19 protein-coding genes are annotated in these 23,739 nt (G+C 43.8%); 11 read left to right on the forward strand and 8 right to left on the reverse strand.

Annotated elements, in window-relative coordinates; translation table 11 throughout:
- Nucleotides 1-5: 5 nt before the first annotated feature.
- From ABR189_RS13445 to tkt, 4 genes are all read right to left on the reverse strand, one after another.
- Nucleotides 6-3,398, reverse strand: a complete 3,393-nt coding sequence (locus tag ABR189_RS13445; protein ID WP_354661021.1) for a TonB-dependent receptor — start codon at nucleotides 3,396-3,398, stop codon at nucleotides 6-8.
- Between the two features lie 37 nt (nucleotides 3,399-3,435).
- Nucleotides 3,436-4,410 carry a FecR family protein gene (locus ABR189_RS13450; RefSeq protein ID WP_354661022.1) on the reverse strand — a complete coding sequence of 325 codons (975 nt, stop codon included), beginning with the start codon at nucleotides 4,408-4,410 and terminating at the stop codon, nucleotides 3,436-3,438.
- Nucleotides 4,411-4,487: 77 nt separating this feature from the next.
- Nucleotides 4,488-5,078: an RNA polymerase sigma-70 factor gene (locus tag ABR189_RS13455; RefSeq protein WP_354661023.1), complete on the reverse strand. Its 591-nt coding sequence runs from the start codon at nucleotides 5,076-5,078 to the stop codon at nucleotides 4,488-4,490.
- A gap of 117 nt (nucleotides 5,079-5,195) precedes the next feature.
- Nucleotides 5,196-7,199 (reverse strand): transketolase, encoded by a 2,004-nt coding sequence (gene tkt, locus ABR189_RS13460; RefSeq protein ID WP_354661024.1) that lies wholly within the window; start codon nucleotides 7,197-7,199, stop codon nucleotides 5,196-5,198.
- A 296-nt stretch (nucleotides 7,200-7,495) separates the two neighbouring features.
- Between tkt and cas6 the strand changes: the two genes are divergently transcribed.
- From cas6 to ABR189_RS13485, 5 genes are read left to right on the forward strand one after another with little or no spacing between them, the layout of a single operon-like run.
- The gene (gene cas6, locus ABR189_RS13465) at nucleotides 7,496-8,155 is read left to right on the forward strand and encodes a CRISPR-associated endoribonuclease Cas6 (RefSeq protein ID WP_354661025.1); all 660 of its coding nucleotides are present in this window, start codon (nucleotides 7,496-7,498) and stop codon (nucleotides 8,153-8,155) included.
- A gap of 9 nt (nucleotides 8,156-8,164) precedes the next feature.
- Nucleotides 8,165-8,725 carry a hypothetical protein gene (locus ABR189_RS13470; RefSeq protein WP_354661026.1) on the forward strand — a complete coding sequence of 187 codons (561 nt, stop codon included), beginning with the start codon at nucleotides 8,165-8,167 and terminating at the stop codon, nucleotides 8,723-8,725.
- On the forward strand, nucleotides 8,712-10,853 hold the full coding sequence (gene cas3, locus ABR189_RS13475; RefSeq protein ID WP_354661027.1) for a CRISPR-associated helicase Cas3': 2,142 nt from the start codon (nucleotides 8,712-8,714) through the stop codon (nucleotides 10,851-10,853). The genes ABR189_RS13470 and cas3 overlap by 14 nt, the downstream gene beginning before the upstream one ends.
- 15 nt (nucleotides 10,854-10,868) lie before the next feature.
- Nucleotides 10,869-12,173 carry a hypothetical protein gene (locus tag ABR189_RS13480; RefSeq protein ID WP_354661028.1) on the forward strand — a complete coding sequence of 435 codons (1,305 nt, stop codon included), beginning with the start codon at nucleotides 10,869-10,871 and terminating at the stop codon, nucleotides 12,171-12,173.
- Nucleotides 12,174-12,182: 9 nt separating this feature from the next.
- On the forward strand, nucleotides 12,183-13,250 hold the full coding sequence (locus ABR189_RS13485; RefSeq protein ID WP_354661029.1) for a hypothetical protein: 1,068 nt from the start codon (nucleotides 12,183-12,185) through the stop codon (nucleotides 13,248-13,250).
- Between the two features lie 329 nt (nucleotides 13,251-13,579).
- Here ABR189_RS13485 and ABR189_RS13490 read toward each other — a convergent pair whose 3' ends face one another.
- Nucleotides 13,580-14,098 (reverse strand): GyrI-like domain-containing protein, encoded by a 519-nt coding sequence (locus ABR189_RS13490; RefSeq protein WP_354661030.1) that lies wholly within the window; start codon nucleotides 14,096-14,098, stop codon nucleotides 13,580-13,582.
- A gap of 225 nt (nucleotides 14,099-14,323) precedes the next feature.
- Between ABR189_RS13490 and ABR189_RS13495 the strand changes: the two genes are divergently transcribed.
- The 6 genes from ABR189_RS13495 to ABR189_RS13520 all read left to right on the forward strand — a co-directional run bounded on the left by ABR189_RS13495 (nucleotide 14,324) and on the right by ABR189_RS13520 (nucleotide 21,044).
- Complete coding sequence (locus ABR189_RS13495; protein WP_354661031.1) at nucleotides 14,324-15,709, forward strand: mercuric reductase; 1,386 nt, start codon at nucleotides 14,324-14,326, stop codon at nucleotides 15,707-15,709.
- A 94-nt stretch (nucleotides 15,710-15,803) separates the two neighbouring features.
- Nucleotides 15,804-16,757, forward strand: a complete 954-nt coding sequence (locus tag ABR189_RS13500) for an ABC transporter ATP-binding protein (RefSeq protein ID WP_354661032.1) — start codon at nucleotides 15,804-15,806, stop codon at nucleotides 16,755-16,757.
- Nucleotides 16,758-16,761: 4 nt separating this feature from the next.
- The gene (locus ABR189_RS13505; protein ID WP_354661033.1) at nucleotides 16,762-18,333 is read left to right on the forward strand and encodes an ABC transporter permease/substrate-binding protein; all 1,572 of its coding nucleotides are present in this window, start codon (nucleotides 16,762-16,764) and stop codon (nucleotides 18,331-18,333) included.
- 10 nt (nucleotides 18,334-18,343) lie between these two features.
- Nucleotides 18,344-19,492, forward strand: coding sequence for an ergothioneine biosynthesis protein EgtB (gene egtB, locus ABR189_RS13510; RefSeq protein WP_354661034.1), 1,149 nt, complete (start codon nucleotides 18,344-18,346; stop codon nucleotides 19,490-19,492).
- Between the two features lie 17 nt (nucleotides 19,493-19,509).
- Nucleotides 19,510-20,508: an L-histidine N(alpha)-methyltransferase gene (locus ABR189_RS13515; protein WP_354661035.1), complete on the forward strand. Its 999-nt coding sequence runs from the start codon at nucleotides 19,510-19,512 to the stop codon at nucleotides 20,506-20,508.
- 38 nt (nucleotides 20,509-20,546) lie between these two features.
- Entirely contained in the window at nucleotides 20,547-21,044 is a 498-nt protein-coding gene (locus tag ABR189_RS13520; protein ID WP_354661036.1) for a DinB family protein, read from the forward strand.
- A gap of 86 nt (nucleotides 21,045-21,130) precedes the next feature.
- Here the strand turns inward: ABR189_RS13520 and ABR189_RS13525 are convergent, their stop codons facing one another.
- The 3 genes from ABR189_RS13525 to ABR189_RS13535 form a co-directional block, all read right to left on the reverse strand.
- On the reverse strand, nucleotides 21,131-21,532 hold the full coding sequence (locus ABR189_RS13525) for a hypothetical protein (protein WP_354661037.1): 402 nt from the start codon (nucleotides 21,530-21,532) through the stop codon (nucleotides 21,131-21,133).
- Nucleotides 21,533-21,608: 76 nt separating this feature from the next.
- Nucleotides 21,609-22,436, reverse strand: a complete 828-nt coding sequence (locus ABR189_RS13530; protein WP_354661038.1) for a 5'-nucleotidase, lipoprotein e(P4) family — start codon at nucleotides 22,434-22,436, stop codon at nucleotides 21,609-21,611.
- Nucleotides 22,437-22,489: 53 nt separating this feature from the next.
- Nucleotides 22,490-23,716: an alkaline phosphatase family protein gene (locus tag ABR189_RS13535; protein ID WP_354661039.1), complete on the reverse strand. Its 1,227-nt coding sequence runs from the start codon at nucleotides 23,714-23,716 to the stop codon at nucleotides 22,490-22,492.
- Between the last annotated feature and the right edge of the window lie 23 nt (nucleotides 23,717-23,739).

Consider the following 23,739-nt stretch of genomic DNA (forward strand, 5'->3'; position numbering starts at 1 on the left):
CATTTTTAAAAGTTAACATTTACACCCAATGTAATTGTCCTGGTTTGTGGATAAATATTACTATCATATCCCTGATTAAAGGTACTGGCCGCTGCAGTATTTACTTCCGGATCCAATCCTTTGTAACCAGTGATGGTAAATACATTAGTGCATCCCACGTATGCTCTCAGACTATTGATGAATACCTTATTCAATAAACTATGCTTGAAAACGTAGCTTACCTGGATATTCTTCAAGCGGAAGAAAGAAGCATCTTCAATAAAGAAATCGGATTCCCGGCTATTCCTGTTAGGATCTCCTTTTACTATTCTTGGCAGGGTAGCATTGGAATTTTCAGGCGTCCAGGCATTCAGGATATCGGTAGCATAGTTATTGTTATCCCCGTTGTAGAACAACAGATCTTTCCTGCCACTGTTGTATAAGTAGTTGCCCACGCTGAAATTGAAGAAAGCGGTCAGCTCGAGGTTTTTATACCGGATAATGTTATTCCAGCCTCCAAAAAAATCAGGTTCTGCTTTACCCAGCACTATATAATCATCATCTCCGATAAACCCATCTCCATTTACATCTACAAATTTAAAATCACCAGGTCTGGTGTCCTTCGACTGGTAAAAACCGTTTGGAGATTTTGCATTCAGGTCATCAATTTCCTTCTGATCTTTAAAAATACCAGCTGTTTTATACCCTTCAAAATAACCGATAGGCTGCCCTTCTCTTAAGTTCAGATATTGGCCATCATGCAGCTTCAATACCTTACTTTTATATTTGGTAATATTCAGATCAGTAAGCCAGGAAACCTGGCGGCCGGTTATCACATCACTACCTATCTGCAATTCCCATCCTTTGTTAGAAAAATCGCCTACATTATAATTCTGAGTTCTTCCGCCTGTTTCAAAAATAATCTGTCTGTTCAGGATCTGGTCCCGGGTAGTTTTATCATAGTACCCGATTGTACCTCTTAATTTATTTTTAAAGAAGGCAAAATCAACGGCTACATCCAACTGGTAGGTAGATTCCCAACGGATATCCGGATTAGGGATGGAGCTGGCAAAAACACCATTGGTATTATTGTAGAAACTTCCACTCTTGAATACTGTCTTATATTGGAAATCCTCAAAATTGGCAGACCCGGTTTTACCATAGGATGCCCGTAATTTCAGATCCTCAATAGCAGGATATTGTTTCAGGAAGTCTTCTTCCGCAATACGCCATGCCAATGCACCGGATGGGAACAGCCCCCAACGGTAGTTAGGTCCGAATTTGGAGGATTCATCTACACGGCCAGTGAATGTGGCATAATATTTCCCGGCGTAGTTATAATTGGTTCTCAGGAAATAGGATTGCAGCCCACTAATCGTTCCACCACTATTGTATTTCTGGATGGATTTAGCTCCTCCCAGGTGATTTAATACATTATCATCCTGAAAGCCAGTAGATTCGATGCTCAGAAAATCACTCTTCAATGTGCTGTAAGAAACACCTCCAACCAGGTTTAGGTTATGTTTCCCAAAACTATTCAGGTAGGTCAGGGTGTTGTCAAAAATACGGGAGGTTGCATTATTTACGTTGTCTCTTCTGCTACCCGTGCGCATGTTCTTAATCTCAAACACATCAGTGCTGGGAGTATATTCTACATTGGTTGCTTTGTTGATATTGAATGAAACGGTAGAGCGGAAACGTAGTCCTTTCAGCAATTCTACTTCACCAAAAATAGAGGCCAGCAGTACCTCCGTATTAATGGTAGAAATCTGGCGCATGCGTGCATATGGATTAGAGGTTACGCTATCCGGGCTTGCCCCATAATTTCCTTTCTCATCAAAGATGGGAACATCCGGACGATATTTGATCAACGTATAATACTGGCCATTGCCACTTCCATTATTTTTGATCGCACTATAATTAATATTTGTACCCACACGGAGTTTATCAAACAAAGAGGTTTCCACGCTCGCACGCAGATTATGGCGTTTAAAATCTGTAAACTTAATCACCCCTTCCTGCCCTGTTACGCTACCTGAAAAGGAATACAAGGTATTACCATCATTGGTACCGCCATTTACATTTAAATATACATTATTGGAAACACTGGTACGGGTAGCTTCCTTTGCCCAATCCGTATTCGCCCCATTATAAGGATCAAGGATGTAACTAACGGGTGGGGTACCTCCAGGTTTCTGATTGGCATATGCCAGTTTCACCACTTCGTGGTACTGGTCCGCATTTAGTACGTTATACTTTTTAGTAAAATTATCAAAGGAAGAATTAAACCCAAATGTTATATTAGGTTTAGGTCCCCCCCTGCCACGCTTGGTGGTGATAATCACTACCCCGTTTGCTGCGCGCGATCCATAGATAGCCGCGGAAGAGGCATCCTTTAAGATATCAATGCTCTCAATATCTTCCGGATTAATGCTCGCCAGCGGAGAAACATTATTCCTCAGACTACTCACATAAGCGTCATTACCATAACCATTCCCCAGCTCAATAGGAATTCCATCAATTACATATAATGGTTCATTGGTACCTTGAGCAGAAGTCCCCCCTCTAACCCTGATAGAGGCTACCGCACCAGGTGCTCCCGTGGATTTTACTACTTGTACCCCAGTGGCACGGCCTACCAATGCCACATCAAAATTGGAAGCATTCAGCTTATTCATTTCTTCCGGCTTGATAGATGCTACAGAGCCTGTCAGATCTTTTTTCTTTACGGTACCATACCCCACTACTACCACACCAGATAATGTTTTAGCATCATCCGTCATCTTAACATCCATCTCTGTTCCGGTGATGGTCACTTCTGTGGTAGTCATCCCAATAGCAGAAAATACCAGTATCTGCTTATCAGCAGGTACTTTCACTTTAAAGCGGCCATCCGCATCTGTGCTGGTACCACGGGAAGTACCCTTTACCAATACAGAAGCACCCGGAATAGGTTGTTTTTCCTTTTCGCTGGTTACTATACCGGTAATTGTTTTATCCGGGTCTTGCTCTTTTTTCTCAGCAGCCTGAGAAAAGACCGCAATACCATCCGGCATGGTCTGATAGGTCAGTGTCGTATTTTTAAATAAAATGTCCAGGATTCCGGTAACAGAAGCATCCTTAAAACTCAGTGTATTAATGGAGTACTTTTTCACCTCATTTTCGTTGTAGGAAATGTTGATCCCGCTTTTCGTCTGCAGCTTTTTCAAACAGGAAGATACTGTTTCATAGCTGAAAGCAATGGTGACCTGTTTGCTCAGGTAATTCTGTGCCTGTGCAGCAGTTACCTGTAAACACAGCAGTGCAAGCAGCATAAAAGCAAAACTGTTTAGTTTGGTGCTTTTGCGTGCCTGCGGCACTTCTCCTGCGGCATAAGTAAGCGGAGATGAATTGGTTGATGAACTAAAATTCCACATCATGTGCGTGTTGGTTATACATTAAAAAAAGACGGTTGGTTCAGCATCCCCGGCCCAGCAGATGAATCTCTTTGCCGTGGATCTCATATTGAATTTTATTAATCAGTTTTAAAAGGTCCAGTACTTTCTGAATGGGTTCCTTTTCGTTAAAATGCAGGCTGTTGATACAATGCTTGAGTAAGTCGTTGGAAAACACAAAAGTGTATCCATATACATGTTCCAGTTTAATAGCCAGTTCTTCCAGACTGACATTCGTAAGATAGATATCTCCGTTGCGCCAGCTATCCGTTTGTCCTGCAGTTACATTCTGTGTTAAAAATTGCTGATCATTCCTGTTGTATACAATCTGTTCATCCGGATGGAGCACTACATTACAACTGGCAGCATCCTGCACCTGTACACTACCACTGGCCACTGTTATTTTCTCCAGGGCCAGCTGTTCATAGGCTGCCACATTAAAAGCAGTACCCAATACTTTGATAGAAAGCTTTGAAGTTTGTACGGTGAAGGGATGTGCCGCATCTTTGGCCACATCAAAAAACACTTCCCCATTAAACAACTTAAAGTGACGGCGGTCTGTAAAATTGCTGTCATACTCCAGTCTGGAGCCGCTGTTCAGCCATATGGTAGATCCATCCGGCATCGTCATTTTAAGGCGTTTACCTGGCGGACATTCCAGCACCACCCATTTGGGTGTTTGTTCCTGCGTAGCAGGCGTTGCCGCTTTTTTTACCCAATACGTTCCACCCAGGAACAGTAATCCCGCTGCTGCCACTCCCATCGACCAGTTAAACCAGCGCTTACGCCAGCTATTGGGTGTTCCTGCCACGTGTCCTTTTACCAACTGCTCCCACGATTGTTGTTTCATTTCCTGACGGGTAGCAACCGATAAATCTGTTTCCGGCATGTCATCCAGGCTATTATACCAGCTGTCCAGCAACTGTTCTTCTTCAGCAGTAAGTTCTTCCTGTAGTTGTTTTTGCAGTAAGTATTGTATATAGCGGTGGTTGAGCATAAGGCACAAGTAATACTATAAGTACAGGCAAGTACCCGTATCGTACCATTGGTCAACAATAAATTTTTATTATTTTTTTATTGGGCAGCAATAATAGGGAGGATCATCAGCAGCACAGCGGGTTCTACGTGCATGCTCAGGTGTTGCCGCAACTTTTCAGTAGCCCGGTGCAGCTGGTTTTTAACTGTTTGAACAGAAAGGGAAAGCTGTTCCGCTATTTGTGCAGGCATCATATGCTCTTCCCTGCTCAGGAGGAAGATCTCCTGCATACGTGGGGGCAGGCTTGCAATAGCCTGATCAATGATCATCTGCAATTCCTTGAGGGTAATTTGCTGGGAGATATTGTTGTGCGCAAAAGCAGTTTGCCACTGCGCCTGCACGATATAGCGCAGTTTTACTTCATTTTTAGCGTAGTGATTAAGGATGCGGTTTTTTAAGATCACCTGCAGGTAGGGCAATAAAGAGTCTTTCGGCTCCAGGCTGTTTAGCTGATCCCAAATGGTAACAAACACCTCCTGCACCATATCCTGGGCTTCGGCAGTATCCTGTAAACGCTTAAAGGCGATGTTAAATAACAAGTTCCAATACTTATCGTAGATCTGTTTATAACCTGCTAAAGGATCCCTATGCGCCAGTTCCACCAGTTCCCTGTCAGACAACATATTCATTCCGGCATCTTTAATTGCGAGGATGCAAATTAATGAAAAGCGACCTATTTCAGCATTTTCGTTAAATATTATTTAAAAATAGATAGGAAATTTTCACTATTTATTAAGCAACTATGGTTATAACCCCTTGGCCATCATAACGATATTATCTACAGTAAATCCAAATTCGGCCATCACCTCCTCCCCTGGTGCCGACTCCCCAAACCGGGTAATGCCCAATACCGCCCCCTCATCTGTTACATATTTGTGCCAGCCCAGAGGTGATCCGGCCTCTACAGCCAGGCGCTTCCGGATGTGTTTGGGGAATACCTGCTGCTGATAATCATCCCCCTGCTTATCAAAGAGTTCCCAGGAAGGCATGCTCACCACCCGGGCAGGCACTCCCTCCTTTTTGAGTACTTCCTGCGCTTTCAACAGGAGCTGTACTTCACTGCCAGTGCCTATTAAAATCACCTGTGGTTCCTGGCTGCTGTCCGACAATATGTAGGCCCCTCTTTCCAGGCCCGATGCCTTTGCGTATTTATCCTGGTCTATCACAGGCAGCCCCTGGCGGGTTAACACCAATACCACAGGGCCATCGGTATGCTCCAGCGCCACCCGCCAGGCCTGTGCGGTTTCATTGGCATCTGCCGGACGGATCAAAGTAATATTGGGAATGGATCTTAACGAAATCAATTGTTCCACCGGCTGGTGCGTGGTACCATCCTCCCCCAGTCCGATGCTATCATGCGTATAAATAAAAACCGGTCTTATCTTCATGATAGCTGCCAGTCTTACCGGTGGGCGCATATATTCTGAAAAGATCAGAAAAGTGGCCCCATAAGGGATGATCCCTTTAGTGATAGCCATCCCATTTAAGATGGATCCCATGGCATGCTCCCTTACCCCAAAATGAAAATTACGACCCTCCCGATGCTGCGCACTGAAAGCAGGATAATTTTCCAGGTAAGTATCGGTAGAAGGTGATAAGTCGGCAGATCCGCCGATGAGTGCAGGCAGGCTACCAGCAATGGCATTTAGCACCTTTCCGGATGCTTTACGTGTGGCTATCTTCCCATCCGCCGTGGTGAACACCGGCAATTTATCTGTCCATCCTTCCGGCAATTTTCCACTGCTGAATAATTCATATTCCGCAGCCAGCTCCGGAAATGCCTGAGTGTATGCCTGATACAATTTGTTCCATTCTTCCTCCTTTTTGCTGCCTTTCTTACCCACCTCCCGGTAAAATTGCAGCACCTCCTCCGGCACTACAAAATACTGGTCAGGATCAAAGCCAAGATTCTTCTTTACCAGCTTCACTTCCTCCTCTCCCAGCGGCGCACCATGTGCCCCGGCAGTATTGACCTTATTAGGACTTCCATAGGCAATCTGGGTACGGACTTTTATCAAAGAAGGCTTTCCCGTTTCTGCTACCGCCGCCTTTACTGCTGCCGAGATTGCTGCCACATCATTACCATCATCTACAGTTTGTACATGCCAGCCATAAGCTTCAAAACGCAATGCTACATCTTCGGTGAAAGTGATACCGGTATCACCTTCGATAGAAATGTTGTTATCATCATAGAGATAAATAATATTTCCCAATTGCAGATGTCCTGCCAGTGATGCCGCTTCCGAACTTACCCCTTCCATCATGTCCCCATCACTGCAAATAGCGTAAATTCTGTAATTGAACAGCTCAAAGCCGGGCTTATTATAGCGGGCTGCCAGGTGCTGTTGCGCAATAGCCATTCCTACCCCATTAGCAAAGCCTTGTCCCAATGGCCCTGTAGTGATCTCTATCCCTGCGAGCAATCCATATTCCGGATGCCCCGCCGTTTTACTGTGCAGCTGCCTGAATTGTTTAATATCCTCCATACTGATATCATATCCGGTGAGGTAGAGGTAACTATATTGCAGCATACACCCATGACCTGCCGACAACACAAACCGGTCGCGGTTAGGCCATTCCGGATTAGCAGGGCTGTACTGCATACTTTCTGCCCATAGCACATGCCCCATAGGAGCAGCCCCCATAGGCATTCCCGGATGTCCTGAATTGGCTTTCTGCACGGCATCTGCCGCCAATACCCGCACGGTATTGATCCCCCAATCTGCGATAGATTGATTTTTAGTATTCATGATGGGAAGGTTTTGTGTAGAGGGCACAAAAGATGGGCCAAAGGGGGAAAGGCTGTATCGATGAATGATAATTGCGGTGGGTTAGCCTTCTAAACAGGCTTCGTTTTTAATTTTCTGCATTAACACCGAATTAACATTATTCTGAAATCAAAAACTCATTTTTGATTTTCATATTTATCAACCATTATTTTTTTAAACACGTTGTAATGTCTTCCTCTCCCCCATGATTCACCATTGTTGAATCCCTATTATTACAAGCGCTGTTTAGCATACCTTAAAATCTTAAACCGCAATCCATGAGAATCTACCTGCAATTATCCCGGAACACTCAGCTCATTCCATTTAATTATCATCAGTACCTGGCCGGGGCAATACATAAGTGGCTGGGAAAAAACGGAGAACATGGACAAATATCTCTTTACTCATTCTCCTGGATACAAAACACCAAAAGCACTGCAAAAGGTATTCACCTATCCCCGGCCTCTTATTTCTTTTTCAGTGCACATGATGAGTTGCTCCTCAAAAAGCTTTTGCGTGGCATCCGTACTGATCCGGAATGGGCATTTGGCAGCCGGGTAACGGAGGTGCAGATATTGCCTGACAAAACGTTTTCCAATAGAGAACGGTTTACCACCGCCAGCCCGGTGTTTATTAAAAGAAAAGGGGAAAACAATAAAGAAAAACATTTTACCTATGAAGATCAGCAATGTGACCTCTTATTAACAGAAACACTGAAGCATAAATTGCAGGTAGCAGGTATTTCAACAGAAGGCGTGAAGATCTACTTCGACAGAACCTATACTAAAGCAAAGGCTAAACTCTCCCGGTATCGCAGTATTCATCACAAAGTGAGCGTTTGCCCTGTGATTATCGAAGGTTCCCCGCAACAAATTTCATTAGCCTGGAACAGTGGCATCGGCAACTCTACCGGCATCGGCTATGGTGCATTATCATAAACTCCGCATATGATCTATTATATAGTACAATATACCGGTCCATTCGGGTTTATTAAACCATGGACCGCCGTACGGGATAGTGAAACATTCAGCCAGCAATTTTTAACACCCTCCATGATCGAAGGCATCCGGCAAAAGCTGGAGGTAGATAAAATACTACGGTACCGGCTTACCTATGAAGCCATCTCTTCCCAGCAGGAAAGAACGCAAACACGTGGATGGGAATACAAGAAACCACATAAAACGATGACCCGGCCTCAATCCATCCTGACCAGAGGTGTTATGGTCAATCCATTACTATTGCTGGCATTTGAGACAATGGAAGATGCCCGAAAATCAGCAGTACAACATATTTGTTTGTGCCGCAATGAAGACCTGCTGCTGCCAACAGAAGAGATCCTCACTATGGATGAAGCCAGTTTCAATACCCTACCAGGTTTTGAATTGATATTTGATCATAGGGAACAATCCTTCCTTGTTGGTCATAACAGATATGCTAACAGTGAGCCGATGTATGGCTGGTTACAAATTACAGACACCCCTGTATATACCAGAAATGGAAGCATATAAACACTTGTGGGCAAAAGGAGAGGATGCAGGAAGTACTCCCCTTTGCCAGCATCTCTATGAAGTTAAAGTAGTGGCTTGCAAAATAGCTGCACATTTAGGTATGGATACCCGATTAGCTGCTATCGGCGCAATACTGCATGACATTGGCAAAGCAAGCCCCCTCTTTCAAAAGCGATTGAGGAAAAGTTATCGCCCCCAGGCTACCGACAGATCATTCCGTCATGAAATTGCCTCGCTCTTTTTTCTTTCTCTGGTACCTGAACGCGACTGGGAAGTAATTGTGCAAATGATCGTAGCACATCATAAATCTCCCTATCAGGATGCAGGCAATAAGGGCATTCTGGACCTTCATATCAACAATCCGGACAACTTTGAATTTCATGCCTTGGATTTTGAAACATGGAGCCATGATGCACTGGCAATACTACAACATTTTGGATGGGATGTACCACAAACCATTACGCTGGAACAAGCAAAAAGAAGTTATTTATATGCAGTGGAGTATTGCAAACCTCCCATACAGGATGCATCCATCTGGAAGGGCGTATTACTGGCCGCAGATCACATGGCATCCGGTATAGATCAAATCACCCCTGCGTTGGTGGCATCCTTATTTAGTACCCCCGATTTATCTTTTTACAAACGGGAAAACGTATTATATCCCCTCTCTCAAATATCTGCTGATAATACCAGGCCCCATACATTAGTAACAGCACCCACGGGAGCCGGGAAAACCGACTTTCTGATGAGACGTTGTAAAGGACGGGTATTTTACACCCTTCCCTTCCAGGCATCAATCAACGCTATGTTTCATCGTTTTAAAGCGGACCTGAAGAATACTGCTGCAGATATCCGCCTGCTACATGCGGCTTCGGCTATTACCATTAAGGGTAATACCATCACGGAAAAAATATTGCAGCGGCACGTGGGTGCAGCAATTAAGGTCCTTACCCCTCATCAACTGGCAGCGATGGTTTTTGGGACCAAAGGATACGAAGCCATTATGACAGATATTATGGGATGTGATGTAATACTGGATGAAATACATACTTATGCAGAAGTATCACAAGCCATTGTACTGAAAATAATAGAGATCCTGCAATTTCTTAAATGCAGGATACACATAGGCACCGCTACCATGCCCACCGTATTGTATAATACCATTCTTCAATTGCTGGGTCCTCAAAATGTATATCAGGTAAGGTTGCCGGATAATATCCTTCAAACATTTAACCGGCACATCATACATAAAGCTGCTGCTATATCTGATGCCATTCCCACAATAGAAGACGCCATAGCCAAAAAACAAAAAATCCTATTGGTATTTAACCAGGTGGAACGTGCGCAGGAACAGTTCCAGCACCTGTCAGAAAAATATCCGGATACTCCCATCATGCTTATCCACAGCAGGTTTAAAAGGAAACGAAGGAGTGAGTTGGAAAAGTTACTTAAAAGCGGGTTTAATGAAAAGAAAGGAGCCTGTATTGTAATTGCTACCCAGGTAGTTGAGGTCAGTCTTGACATCAGCTCTGATGTAATGGTTACGGAGTGTGCTCCTTTAGATGCTATGATCCAGCGTTTTGGCAGGATCAACAGAAAGCGTACCCTGGCTAATATCGGGCAGTTAAACCATATCTATATACTTGAGCCACCTGCCAGTGAAAATGAAGCCCTGCCTTATCGGTTAGCAACACTCATAAAAAGCTATGATATCTTACCGGATGATGCCATACTGGAAGAACTGGAGCTACAAGCTAAGCTGGACGAAGTATATCCGGATATCCAGCCTTTAAATATTGACATGAATACCGTCTTCAAAAATGGGAAATGGTGTATTAAACGCTTAACTCATCATCCTAAATCCGCTTTATTTGAATTGCTGGATATTGATAGTGTTACCTGTATTTTACAAAGCGATAAAGAAGCTTATGAATGCGCCTCAGGTATTGAGCGGATGGAAATGGAAATCCCTGTAAGCTACAAAAGCATTGCCTACTATCAATTAGATCAGATTAAAGCAGGAAGCCGGCCCTTTATCATTCCGGATCATGCATATTCAAACGAAATCGGCTTTATAAAGAAGCAGGTCAGGACAGCACTATATGATGTAACAGTACGTATGCTCTAAAACTAAATATCCAATATGATAGCTTCATCCATAGGAAAGAAATTCTTACTGGCTTATAACCAAAAGCACCACAGCACTTATTCAGCTAAAGAATTTTTCAACACTATCTACTTCCCATTGTTCTTTGATCACGATAAATACGCACAATGGGTAACGAATTCTCCTTTTGTGCAGGGAATAAAGAAAGGTGTTGCACCAACGGCAAATGAGCGAAAAGACAAACTGGCTACATTAGCCCAAAAGATTGGTAATGGTAAAGCGGATGCCAGTATTGCTATCGGTTATCCTTCACTGGATATAACAGCTACCACCTCCGGGCAAATAACAAATATGCAGCTACCACTGGATGAAACCGACACTTATGCCTCCTGGATTGGCAGTGGCCTTGGTGTAGGCATTCAGGGAGGCATGTCTATTCTTTTTGACAATGCTGAAATATTGTTGCACATTTTTGAGGGTTGGGAATACTATAGGGCTGCTTTGAACCAAAATCCTAAACTGAGAGGTAATCAGATCAATACCTGGAATGGACAGTGGCTGGCACACAGGTATGATCCTTACACGTATGTTCCCGATGATCCGACTCCTCCACCCGGGATCTATGACGTTACTAAAGAAGGTATTATGGAAGTAAGGACTATCAGCTGGGTACGTATACTGATAGGTATTGCTACACAGTATGCACTTCCCCAATTAATGGGATATGTGTATAATCTTGGGCAAATGAATACTACCATTGGCTTTATTCCATTTGCCCTTCCAAACATCAGATATCCCAGTGAGTTGTACAAAAAGTTAATTAATGAAGCAGAATTTATAGCCCATCATAATAAAATCGAAAGTCTGCTGGGTAGTGCTTATGGATTTATACAGTCGTGCCGCATGGGGGTAATAGGTATTAAAGCCCTTGAGCCAAAAGGATTGCGCGAATATATGCCCGGAGGTAAGGACACCAGCCTGCCGAATTATAAAAAAGCAGATCAGGACAAAATAATCAGTTTTAACACTTATCAAATCTGGCTACTTGCTATGTTAAAAAATGAAACACTCTGGGATACTTCCCTACAAGCTGCGCAACTCTTTAAAAAATATGAAGATGGTGCCAAAAAAGTAACTACGGGCCGTTCCCGTAGCTCTGAAACCGTATTAGGTTCCACCAACAAAAAGGTGTTTATCGAAAATCTCATCCCCATTCTTAAAGAGGTGGAAGATAAAGACAGCTTTGAAGCATTGGCTAAAGCGGTTCATTTAATGCCTGCTGATAATTTCTCCTACTTTATCACGCTTATCCGGTTCCAATACGCAAAAATTAATCACTAAATATTTCTTATGACACCATACATTTATCTGAGGGCATTAAAAAGAGCAGAACATACCGTTTTCTGTGTACAAGATGGCCAGAAATCTTATTGGGATCCACAATTTAATACATGGGTAGCATTTTCCAGTGGTCAACAGGTAAAGCGATCTATATTGGATGCTTTTACCTCTCTATTAAATATCCCAACTGCCCCTGTCACTTTCAACTACAATATTGTAGTGAAGAAAGACAGGAAAGAACTGGAAAATAAGGAGCCCTGGTCACCTTGCGACCCTTCTTATTTTGATCAGCTTTTAGGTGGCTGGATGCGTGCAGGAGATGGCATCACCTTAAAGCGCAGGAGTCCGCTTTCCATTTCTGCATTGCGGCCTATTCATCCTCTTTTAGCACGTATGAGCAAGGAGAATATCACCTTTGACAGAAGTAACCGACCGGATCATCATCCGGTAAATGTACGCATGTCTGGCAGTGATACCTTACTCACCGAGGAAGAAATCGACGTTTTCCTTTCAGAGAATAACCGTACACTGCCCAGAAGAAACTGGATACCGGACAACCAACGCACCAGTGGATTATTTGTGTATGACGTAGCTATCGATTTACGTACGTTATTCAGCGTTTCTCTTAATCAGCATGAGCCAGAGTTATCTAAAGAAGTCATAGAAAAACTACAATCCAATGGCTGGGTAGCATCTAAAACTACTTTTGGTAAATGTCTTGTATTACCCAAGGCAGAACGGGATAAAGTTATCCCCGCATTAGCACATGCACTCATCAACTGGCGCATTACCTCCAACCAGGCCAGGACATTCAGCTTAATGGAAACACTGGCCGTATCTATCAGCGATAATGCCAATAAAATAGCCGGTTCTATCAGAGCGAAACTTACTGATGATGGAGAACGGCCTAGCGCCAAACCTATTGTGGATGAATCAGCAGGAACTGATCTCTATATTACACTGCCTTGCTCCAGCTATATTGTTACAAACAATGAATCAGCTGATGCGTTGGACAAAGCAACTGAAAAACTGATAGACATGATGCAATCTTTTGATTACGAAAATCAGATTATTTAACCCCTCCTATCATCCCTGGCTGTAATTGGCCAGGGATTTTATTATCTGCTACATTATGGTCATTGCCATACACATTAATTACTATCACATTATAGAATCGTCGCTCCCCAGTGTTTTTTATACAATTGCCAATCGACGATAAAAAGCTTATTATTATTTATACAAGCAAGCCACAGACGGGGATTTTAATATAAATATGAAACGGGTTTTAATTATACCGTAAAGGAATAGAAAGCACGCTATCGAATTCATGCAGGCTAATTACGATGATGTTTTAATTGTACCGTAAAGGAATAAAAAGATTAATCTTGTCCATCAAAGGGCAAGCTTCAATCTCTCTCCTCTCTGATCTGATATGCTAATTCTACAGACCACTGTTCTACATTAGGTTGTACCGCAGGATCTGTGAGATAGAATTCAAATCGTGCGCCCCAGATCTCTGTGAAGCCTGTTTTACGATTGTTCCAGCTAAGTCCTTGCGTAGCGCCCCATATTTGCAGGATATCAAGAGATTGATCCAGACCATCGGGATTACCGGTATGAATCAGGGTAGCATAAGTTCCTGCAGGTATTACGCCAGCAATGATACGACCATTTCCAGGCAGTGCTGTTTCAACGGGTATTCCCACTTCGATATCGAAAGGTTGATCCTGGTTACCTATTGCCCAATAACGGAAGAAGGGAGGTCCCGCCCAGGGAATATTATTTTCTTCCATCCATTCAATAAGTTCTCCTACTAATGCAGTAGCTTTTCCCCATTCCCGGAGTGATACTTTGATGGGTATGGACAAATAGGGTTGTTCATCGCGAACAACCAATCGGGGTACCTGACGGTTGATCCTGGTCATAAGGATATCCTGTTTAACAGCCACTGCCGGAAGCAACGTGGCTCATTTAGCTAAACTATCACAATTTAGTACACAGCAGCGGGCGCAAATACGACAATATCCGAGGGCAAATACGACAATTTTCATACAACCATACGCCCCCCGGTACAATATTTGTCACCTACAGATAGAAATATCAGGCATTACATCGCATTCTGGAAAGGGGTACAAATAACAGCTTAACTCATGAAACAATTCGACGCCATTGTTATCGGATCCGGACAAGGAGGCACACCGCTGGCCAAAAAACTGGCTAAAGCAGGATGGCAAACTGCCTTAATAGAAAAACGCGCTATTGGGGGTACCTGCATCAATGATGGCTGTACGCCTACCAAGGCTATGATTGCCTCTGCCAAAGCAGCCTATACCATTCAAAACAGCGCCTCACTCGGTGTGTTTACACAACCAGCTGCTGTTGATATCAAAAAAATAGTAGCCCGGAAAAATGAGATTGTGCGATCATTCCGCGAAAGCAGTGAAAAAAGCCTCCGGGAAACCGCTAATCTCACGCTCATAGAAGGGGAAGCGTTCTTTTCAGGTAAAAAATTGCTGACTGTTAACTTGCGGGATGGAGGTACAGCAGCCCTTTCAGCAGATAAGATCTTCCTTAATGTGGGCGCTACCACCAATATTCCCCCGGTAGAAGGATTAAAAAATGTGCCTTACTATACCTCCACCACCCTGCTGGATGTGGAAGAAATACCCCGTCATCTGGTCATCCTTGGAGGTAATTATATTGGTCTTGAATATGGGCAAATGTTCAAACGGTTTGGCAGCCAGGTAACTATTCTCGAAAGAAGTGCCCGCATCCTGTTGCACGAAGATGAAGACATCGCCCAATCGGTCAAAGAAATACTGGAACAGGAAGATATCCACATTCACACCAACAGCTCTGCTCAAAAAATCATACAGCACCCCGACCATACACTGGAAATAACATTTACCACCAATGATACTATCAACATCATCACAGCTTCACATCTCCTGGTAGCTACAGGACGTACTCCGCAGACGGCTGCTTTGCAATTACATAAAACAGGGGTAGATATGGATGATAAAGGGTATATTAGAGTAAATGATCAGTTGGAAACAAATGTGCCGGGCATCTATGCGCTGGGCGATGTGAAAGGAGGCCCCGCTTTTACACATATTTCCTATAATGACTACATCATTTTATCTGAAAACCTGCTGGAGCATGCAGGTGTTTCTATCAAAGACAGGCCAGTGCCTTATTGCATGTTTACCGATCCCCAACTGGGCCGTATCGGACTTACTGAACAAGCAGCCAGGGAAAAGGGCTATGCTGTTAAGGTAGCTTTAATATCGATGGACAAGGTAGCCAGGGCTATTGAAACGGGGCAAACCCAAGGTTGTATGAAAGCAGTGGTAAATGCAGATACAGATGAGCTGTTAGGTGCTGCTATACTCGGATCAGAAGGTGGAGAAGTAATGTCTGTACTACAGATGGCCATGCAGGGCCATATCACCTGCAAACAACTCAAAAAAAATGTATTTGCGCATCCGCTTTATGCTGAATCAATTAACAATCTTTTCATGAAGCTGGATAAATGACCACACAACAATATGAGTATTTTTCTCCTCACTCCTGCCGGAATAGTAGGGTCCGTTGAAAATGAAGGTATAACAGGAGTGATAAAATCATAGCATGATAAAAGTTGAACATGTAAGTAAATATTTCGGGAATGATAAGATGGCAGTGGAAGATATTTCTTTCCAGGTGGAGGCAGGAGAAACGCTGGTTCTGCTAGGTACCAGCGGTTGCGGGAAAACAACTACCCTGCGTATGATCAACCTTCTACTTACCCCTTCTTCCGGGAATATTTATGTCAATGGCCGGAATATTAAAGAACAATCACCTGAAATCCTGCGCAGGGGAATCGGATATGTGATGCAGGATAATGGCTTGTTCCCCCATTATACCGTAGCAGAAAATATTGCGGTCGTTCCCCGGCTGTTAAAATGGGAAACGCAGCGCATCCAATCACGCACCACCACACTTTTACAGAAACTACACCTGCCTCCGGCAGAATATCAGCAAGCCTATCCCCGCCAGCTTAGCGGCGGCCAGCAACAACGTGTAGGGCTGGCCCGCGCATTGGCAGCAGATCCTCCGGTACTGCTGATGGATGAACCCTTTGGTGCATTAGACCCGGTGACCCGCAGCAACGTACGCAAGGAATTTAAATCGCTGGATGAATTGCAAAAGAAAACGATCATCATGGTAACCCATGATGTACAGGAAGCATTTGAACTGGGTGACCGTATCTGCCTGCTGAACAAAGGACGCATACAGCAAATAGGCACGCCGGCAGCACTGCTCTTCAAACCTGCCAATGATTTTGTCAGTACTTTCTTTGGCTCACAACGCCTGCAGCTGGAATTGCAAACGGTTACCCTCCAGGACATATGGGCATATCTTCCTGTGCAAAATAAGACTTCTAAAACCGGCGAAAAACTACTTTCTGCCAGCACCAGCTGCTGGGAAGCGCTGGAAGTGACTTCCAATGGTCAGCCACTGATCATTCAACACCACCAGGAAAACAAACAAGCCGATAACCAATTACTCATGGCTGCATTCAGTCAGTATAAAAATAAGTAAGGGCATGCAGTCTTCACAACCGGGATTCTGGGAATTTATACAGCAACAATCCGACAAACTGCTGGAGCAAACGCTGGAACATATCGGGCTCACTTTTATTTCATTATTGATAGCTGTGCTCATAGGCGTACCATTAGGTATCCTTATTGCCCGTAAAAAACAATGGGCAGGTACCATACTCAGTGTAGCCGGGATTCTTCAGACTATTCCCAGCATTGCACTCCTTGGGTTTATGATCCCCTTATTGGGAATCGGTCCCCGGCCTGCTATTGTAGCATTATTCCTTTATGCATTATTACCTATTATCCGCAACACCTATACCGGCATCAGGGAGGTCAGCAGCGCAGTAATAGAAGCCGCTACCGGCATGGGCATGAGTCCGCAGCAAATATTGTATAAAGTACAACTACCATTGGCAATGCCTGTCATCCTTGCAGGTATCCGCACGGCAACGGTGATCAATGTGGGCGTAGCTACGCTGGCAGCCTATATTGCAGCAGGCGGATTAGGCGAGTTTATTTTTGGCGGGATCGCGCTCAACAATACCAACATGATCCTCGCAGGCGCTATTCCCGCCGCGCTGCTGGCCATCCTGTTCGACTGGCTGCTGGGTATACTTCAGCAACAGAAACTCAAAAAACTTAACACGGCCATATGGGCAATGCCTGCCATCCTGTTATTGCTTTCCTCTTTTTATTTGTTGCCCAAGGCTTATGGATCCAAACTACTAGCTGGCTTTACGGCAGAATTTATGGGCCGGCAGGATGGCAATATCGGGCTGAAAAATGTGTATGGGCTCCACCTCCGCACCGTGGTAATCAATGACAACATTATGTACAAAGCGGCCTACGAAAAGAAACTGGATGTTATCAGCGGCAGTAGCACGGATGGTCGTGTAAGGGCCTTCGACCTGTTGGTATTACAGGATGATAAAAATATTTTCCCGCCCTATTATGCCGCACCTATTGTACTTCAGGAAACCCTGGATAAATATCCTGAACTCGAACCGGTACTAAATAGCCTGTCCGGCATTATTAATGATAGTATAATGACGGAACTGAATTATCAGGTGGATGAGCTGAAGCAAAACCCCCAAGCAGTAGCGAAAGCATTCCTGACTGACAAACAATTATGGAAGCCCGCCCGCAATGGGAAGAAAGGTACTGTAACAATAGGAGCAAAAATATTTGGAGATGGCTATATCCTGGCAAATTTGTACAAATTCCTGGTGGAAGGTAATACGGATTTGCAGGTCATTACTAAAACAGGACTGGGCGGCACCAAAATATGCTTTGAGGCTTTAACCAATAAACAGATTGATATGTATCCTGAATATACAGGCACCGGACTGATGGTCATCCTCCAAACAGCGCAACCTGTTATAGATGCTCTGATAAAGGATAAACAGGCAGTATACGACTATGTAAGCAGAGCGTTTATGCAACAATACCATATTAAATGGCTGAAGCCTGTAGGATTTAATAACACCTACGCGCTCATGATGCGGCGGGAACAAGCGAACGCCCTAAAAATTCAATCTATTTCTGATCTGAAAAACTATTTAGTGCAGCAATAACCACCAGCTTATGCAACTGATAAACGATTTTAAAACAGTACGGCAACGCACCATACAGATATGCGCACCATTGAAAACAGAGGACTATGTAGTACAGCCGGTTGTAGATGTGAGCCCTCCCAAATGGCATCTGGGGCATACCACCTGGTTTTTTGAAACCTTCCTGCTACAGCCTTATGCAAAGGATTATACAATCTACGATGCGGACTACAATTTTGTTTTTAACAGCTACTATGAAACAATAGGCGCCCGGGTGATACGTACCGACAGGGGCAACCTGAGCCGCCCGGCAGTAGAAGATGTATTGCGCTACCGGGAACACGTAGATGCTGCTATGGAGCGTTTTCTGCGACAGCCGCTTTCCGAAGAAATAATGGCACTGGTAATCCTGGGATTGAATCATGAAGAACAACATCAGGAGCTGTTGTATACAGATATCAAATATATTCTCGGACACAACCCGTTATTTCCTGCATATAGTAGTACAGCAGCTCCACAAGTGGCAGCCACCGATACTCCCGCCATGCTATCCGTAAAAGAAGGGATTTATGAGATAGGCTATCATGATAAGGGGTTTTGTTTTGATAATGAATTAGGCAGGCATAAAGTATACCTGCAGCATTATACTATCAGCAATGTCCTGGTGACCAACCAGGAATACACTGCTTTTATACATGCAGGTGGTTATAGTAACTTTAGATACTGGCATGCAGAAGGATGGGATTGGGTAAAAAACAACCAGATAACAGCCCCGCTCTACTGGTACCAGGTAAATGGGCAATGGATGCACTACACCTGGCAGGGACTGCAGCCACTGGATCCGGAAGGTATCCTTTGCCATATCAGTTTCTATGAAGCGGCAGCTTTTGCAGCCTGGAAGGAAATGCGCCTGCCTACCGAATTTGAATGGGAAGCCGCGGCAGCACAATTTAATTGGGGGGCACGCTGGGAATGGACAGAAAGCGCCTATCTGCCCTACCCGGGATTTATCAAAGCACCAGGGGCTATTGGAGAATATAATGGTAAATTTATGGTCAATCAGATGGTACTCCGGGGCGCCTCCGAAGTAACTTCTCCGGGACATAGCCGTATCAGCTACCGTAATTTTTTTCATCCACACCTGCGCTGGCAATTTACAGGAATCAGATTAGCCAGGTAACTTAAAAACCACCGAAGATGAATACCACCACTGTAATCACCACGCTACGTAACCACAGTGCATACGCAAAAACATCCAATACTTTTTACAAAGATGTGCTGCAGGGCCTCACCGCATCCCCCAAATACCTGGACTCCAAGTATTTTTATGATGCACATGGCGATCTCCTGTTCCAGCAAATCATGCATTGCCCGGAATACTATCTTACCAACTGTGAAATGGAAATCCTGACACAGCAAGCCAGTACTATCGTAAATACCTTAAAGAAACATACCAATGGTTTTGATGTGGTAGAACTGGGTGCGGGAGATGCGACTAAGTCATTTCACCTGCTGCAGCAACTGATCGCGGCAGCTATTGACTTTACCTACTTCCCTATCGATATTTCCGGGAATGTGATCGCTACATTAAAAAAACAACTACCAGTCAAGCTCCCCCATCTTCAGCTCCACGGCCTGCATGGAGAATACTTTGACATGCTGCAGGAAGCTGCTGAGATATCAGAAAAAAATAAAGTAGTGCTGTTCATGGGGGCTAATATTGGTAACTTTACCATTGAAACGGCCCGGCAATTTTGTAAACAGCTGCGCAACTACTTACGACCTGGTGACCTGCTGTTAACCGGTTTTGACCTGAAAAAAAATCCCCAGCAGATACTTAATGCCTATAATGACAAACAGGGTATTACCAAAGCGTTTAACCTGAATCTGTTACAACGTATTAACCGTGAGCTGGGCGCAGATTTCAATACTTACAATTTTGATCATTATCCTACTTATGACCCAGGTACTGGTGCCTGCAAAAGTTATCTGGTAAGTCTGGTTAAGCAAAGGGTCAATATTGGTGAGGATACCTTTATTGATTTCAGGGAAAATGAAACCATCTACATGGAAATCTCTCAGAAATACAGTCTTGAAGAAACGGATCGGTTAGCCGCGATTACAGGTTTTACGCCAATAGCACAATTCTTTGATAAAAAAAGATGGTTTGTGGATTGCCTCTGGAAATGTAGCTGACCCTAGATAACATTTTCTTTACTTTCATTTAAACACACATGAAAACACCTGCTTCTTCCAATGCCAATAACCTGATACTGATCAAAACATTGCAGGAATTACTGCATGGCGGCCAGGCCCATGCCACATTCCCTGATGCTGTAAAAGACCTGCCCATAAAACTACAGGGGGTAGTACCGGAAGGAATGCCATATAGTATCTGGCAGCTTGTGGAGCATATCCGCATTACACAATGGGATATACTGGAGTTCTCATATAATCCCCAACACGAATCTCCCACATGGCCGGAAGGATACTGGCCTGCCGAAGCAATACCTCCCAACAAAACAGCGTGGAAGGACAGTATTGCACAGATTGATAAAGACCTCAAAGCATTTATAGCATTATTAAAAGCACCGGATAGTGACCTCTATACTCCCTTTTCCTGGGGCTCCGGACAGACTTTACTACGGGAAGCTATGCTGATAGCAGATCATACCAGCTACCACACCGGAGAAATAATTGTGATCAGAAGAATGTTAGGCGCCTGGAAATAAAAAACCACCTGCGCCAGCATCGTAAGGTGGAAATACATCCTCGATTACAACAAGCGCAAGTGGCTTTACTAAAACAACTATGTTGATCAATTAGAGCGAACTATCACAATTTTCACCCGGATCATAGACCCTGGTTTACTAGCACCTGCACCATCTGCATCCTGCACTTCCAATGTAAGCGACCCAGGCTGATGGGTATAAGAGAAAGAAACGCCATTATACACATTGGGAATAGCTTCATAAGCCCCCGTTCCACCAGCACTTACCGAAACAATAATACCATCAATATCATTCACATCATTATCGATCTCCGGCATTTTAATCGTTACCATATAAGTTCCTGTTTCCGTATTCAATGTCCATGCACCTGTCTGAACATCCTGAATAATGGTCTGGTTCAGATTCTGGGGCACTACCACCTCCTCCTTTTTACAGCCCGAACTCCATATGCAAAGAAATAGCAAGGGTAAAAGTGCTAATGTTTTCATATAAATGTATTTACTATAACATTTATACAAATACTATGCTAAAAAATGAAAACTCTGCTTATGAGCTGATTAACAACTAATAATTCTTTACCCATTTTTTTAATTGCTCATTCTTTTCTGCTACAGAAAGATCTTTACCATACTTAAACAATACTTCTTCCCAGTCGCCATACATAGGGTTAGGCAGCACAATAAAACGGGTACCAAACTGTGTGGCCCCATTTACTACCAGACTGTCCCTGTTTTCATATGTTTGCTTGTCAAATGCAGTAGCAAAATCTCCCAGATTATCTCCCAGCAGCATAATGATGTTATGACCTGCAGCTACCAGATTACGCCGTTCATCTTTACTTGATGTGGTTTGCTTCAAGGTGAGATGAGCGTCATCAGCATCGGGGAATCCCCATTTCTGCAGGTTCTCCAATGTTATCTTGCGTTCTGCTTCCAGCCGGTTGGTAATATAAAATACCTTTACCCCCTTTGAAGCAGCGTACTTTAAAAAAGATAAAGCGCCTGGCACCGTATCACATGCTACCCGTGCTGTCCATTCCATCCAGGAAGCATCAGAATACATTTCTCCATTTAAAGCCTGATGAACGTAATACGGACTGTTATCCAGTACTGTTTCATCGATATCTGTCACAATAGCCCTCGGCATTTTGGACGGTTGCTTCAGCAACTCATTTAAGCTTAAAGTAGCGGTGTAATATGCCTGAAAGCATAAGGCTTTGTATTCTGCAGCGCGTTGCTGCCATAAAGCGCCCCACAATGGCCCGTGAGGGTATAATCCTGCTGTTTCTGCTTTAGCAGTCACAGTCACCGGCTTTTCCTTACAGCCGGTACCTCCTAATAATGCAATAAGAATGCCTGTCTGTATAACTATACACTTCAATGTTTTGCTCATGCCTTTTTCGTTTTAATAATTCTCCAAGTTACTGTTGCTGCTTCTCTGGAAGTCTATAAGGTTAACCATCTGTTTACACGGTTATTAGGTCCTTCCAATACTACTTTATAAAAATTGGAAGGATATTTACTAACATCAACTGAAACATGTCCGTCTTTCAGGGTAGCAGTTTTCACTAACGTATACACATCCTTTCCTCCTGTTTTAAAATTGTTGGTGGTTGTAAGCCATACTTTCACTTTTCCTTTCTTTTCAATAGGGGTCCATTTAATATCCAGTTTCCCATTTTCATGTGTCATCAGCGGTGTTACGAGAGATACTTTACCTATTAAGGGTACTCCATCAATCTCACGCGCATTTTCTTCAGGGATAGACACATTCAGAAAGCGCGCTATCGTAGGCATAATATCCACAATACCTGGTTCATTGGTTTTGAAATAAGGATCCAGCTTTACATTAGTGGTAATCCAGATGCTGCGCTCTCCCGCTGACTGTCCGCCATGTCCGCTACCGGTATTGGTGTCACGGCCATGATCCGTAGTGATCACGATCATCCATTCTTCGTTAAACGTTTTTTCTCTGTACTGGATAGCTTCCCATACTCTGCCCACCTGCACGTCCATCAACTCAATAGCTTTATAAAATTGCGGGCTGTAGCCATGACGATGTCCCATATCATCTGTATACTCTAGGTATATCCAGGAAAGATCGGGCGCCTGTTCCCGGATGCTGTTAGCCGCTTCTACGCTCACTTTTTCATCTATCAGGTGCATAAACTGCCGCTCATTGTCCTGAGGAAAATTAGTCTGATCCAATTCATACCCATCTGCTACTATATCCATTTTAATATTACCGGTTTGCGGTAATCCCTCTCCTATCAGCTTGGTACGGTTATCCTGCCAGGATGAAAAAATACCGATCTTTTTATCAGGATAAGCCGTTTTAAAAAAGCGGAAAATGGTACCATAATTATAATTAGGCGCGGTAATACTATTGTCCGGCACATTGTGCTTGTTTACCCAGGTGCCTGTCAGCAAACTGTTATAGCCCACTGCCGAGATAGTAGGTGTTTGTGAATATCCACCTTTTTCACCACCTACATAAGCATGTACATAGGTGCCCTGTTTAGCAATCGCGTCCAGGTTAGGTGTATTTACTTTTTCAAGGATAGCTGCCGGAATGCCATCAGCGATAATATATACCACCTTTTTCTTGCGGGCCTGCCCCAGCAAGGAAACGCTTACCAACATTGCCGTAAAAAGAAAAGACCATTTCTTCATGCTTCTATTTTTTTTAGTCATAA

It is taken from the genome of Chitinophaga sp. H8 (genome assembly GCF_040567655.1).
GTDB lineage: Bacteria > Bacteroidota > Bacteroidia > Chitinophagales > Chitinophagaceae > Chitinophaga > Chitinophaga defluvii.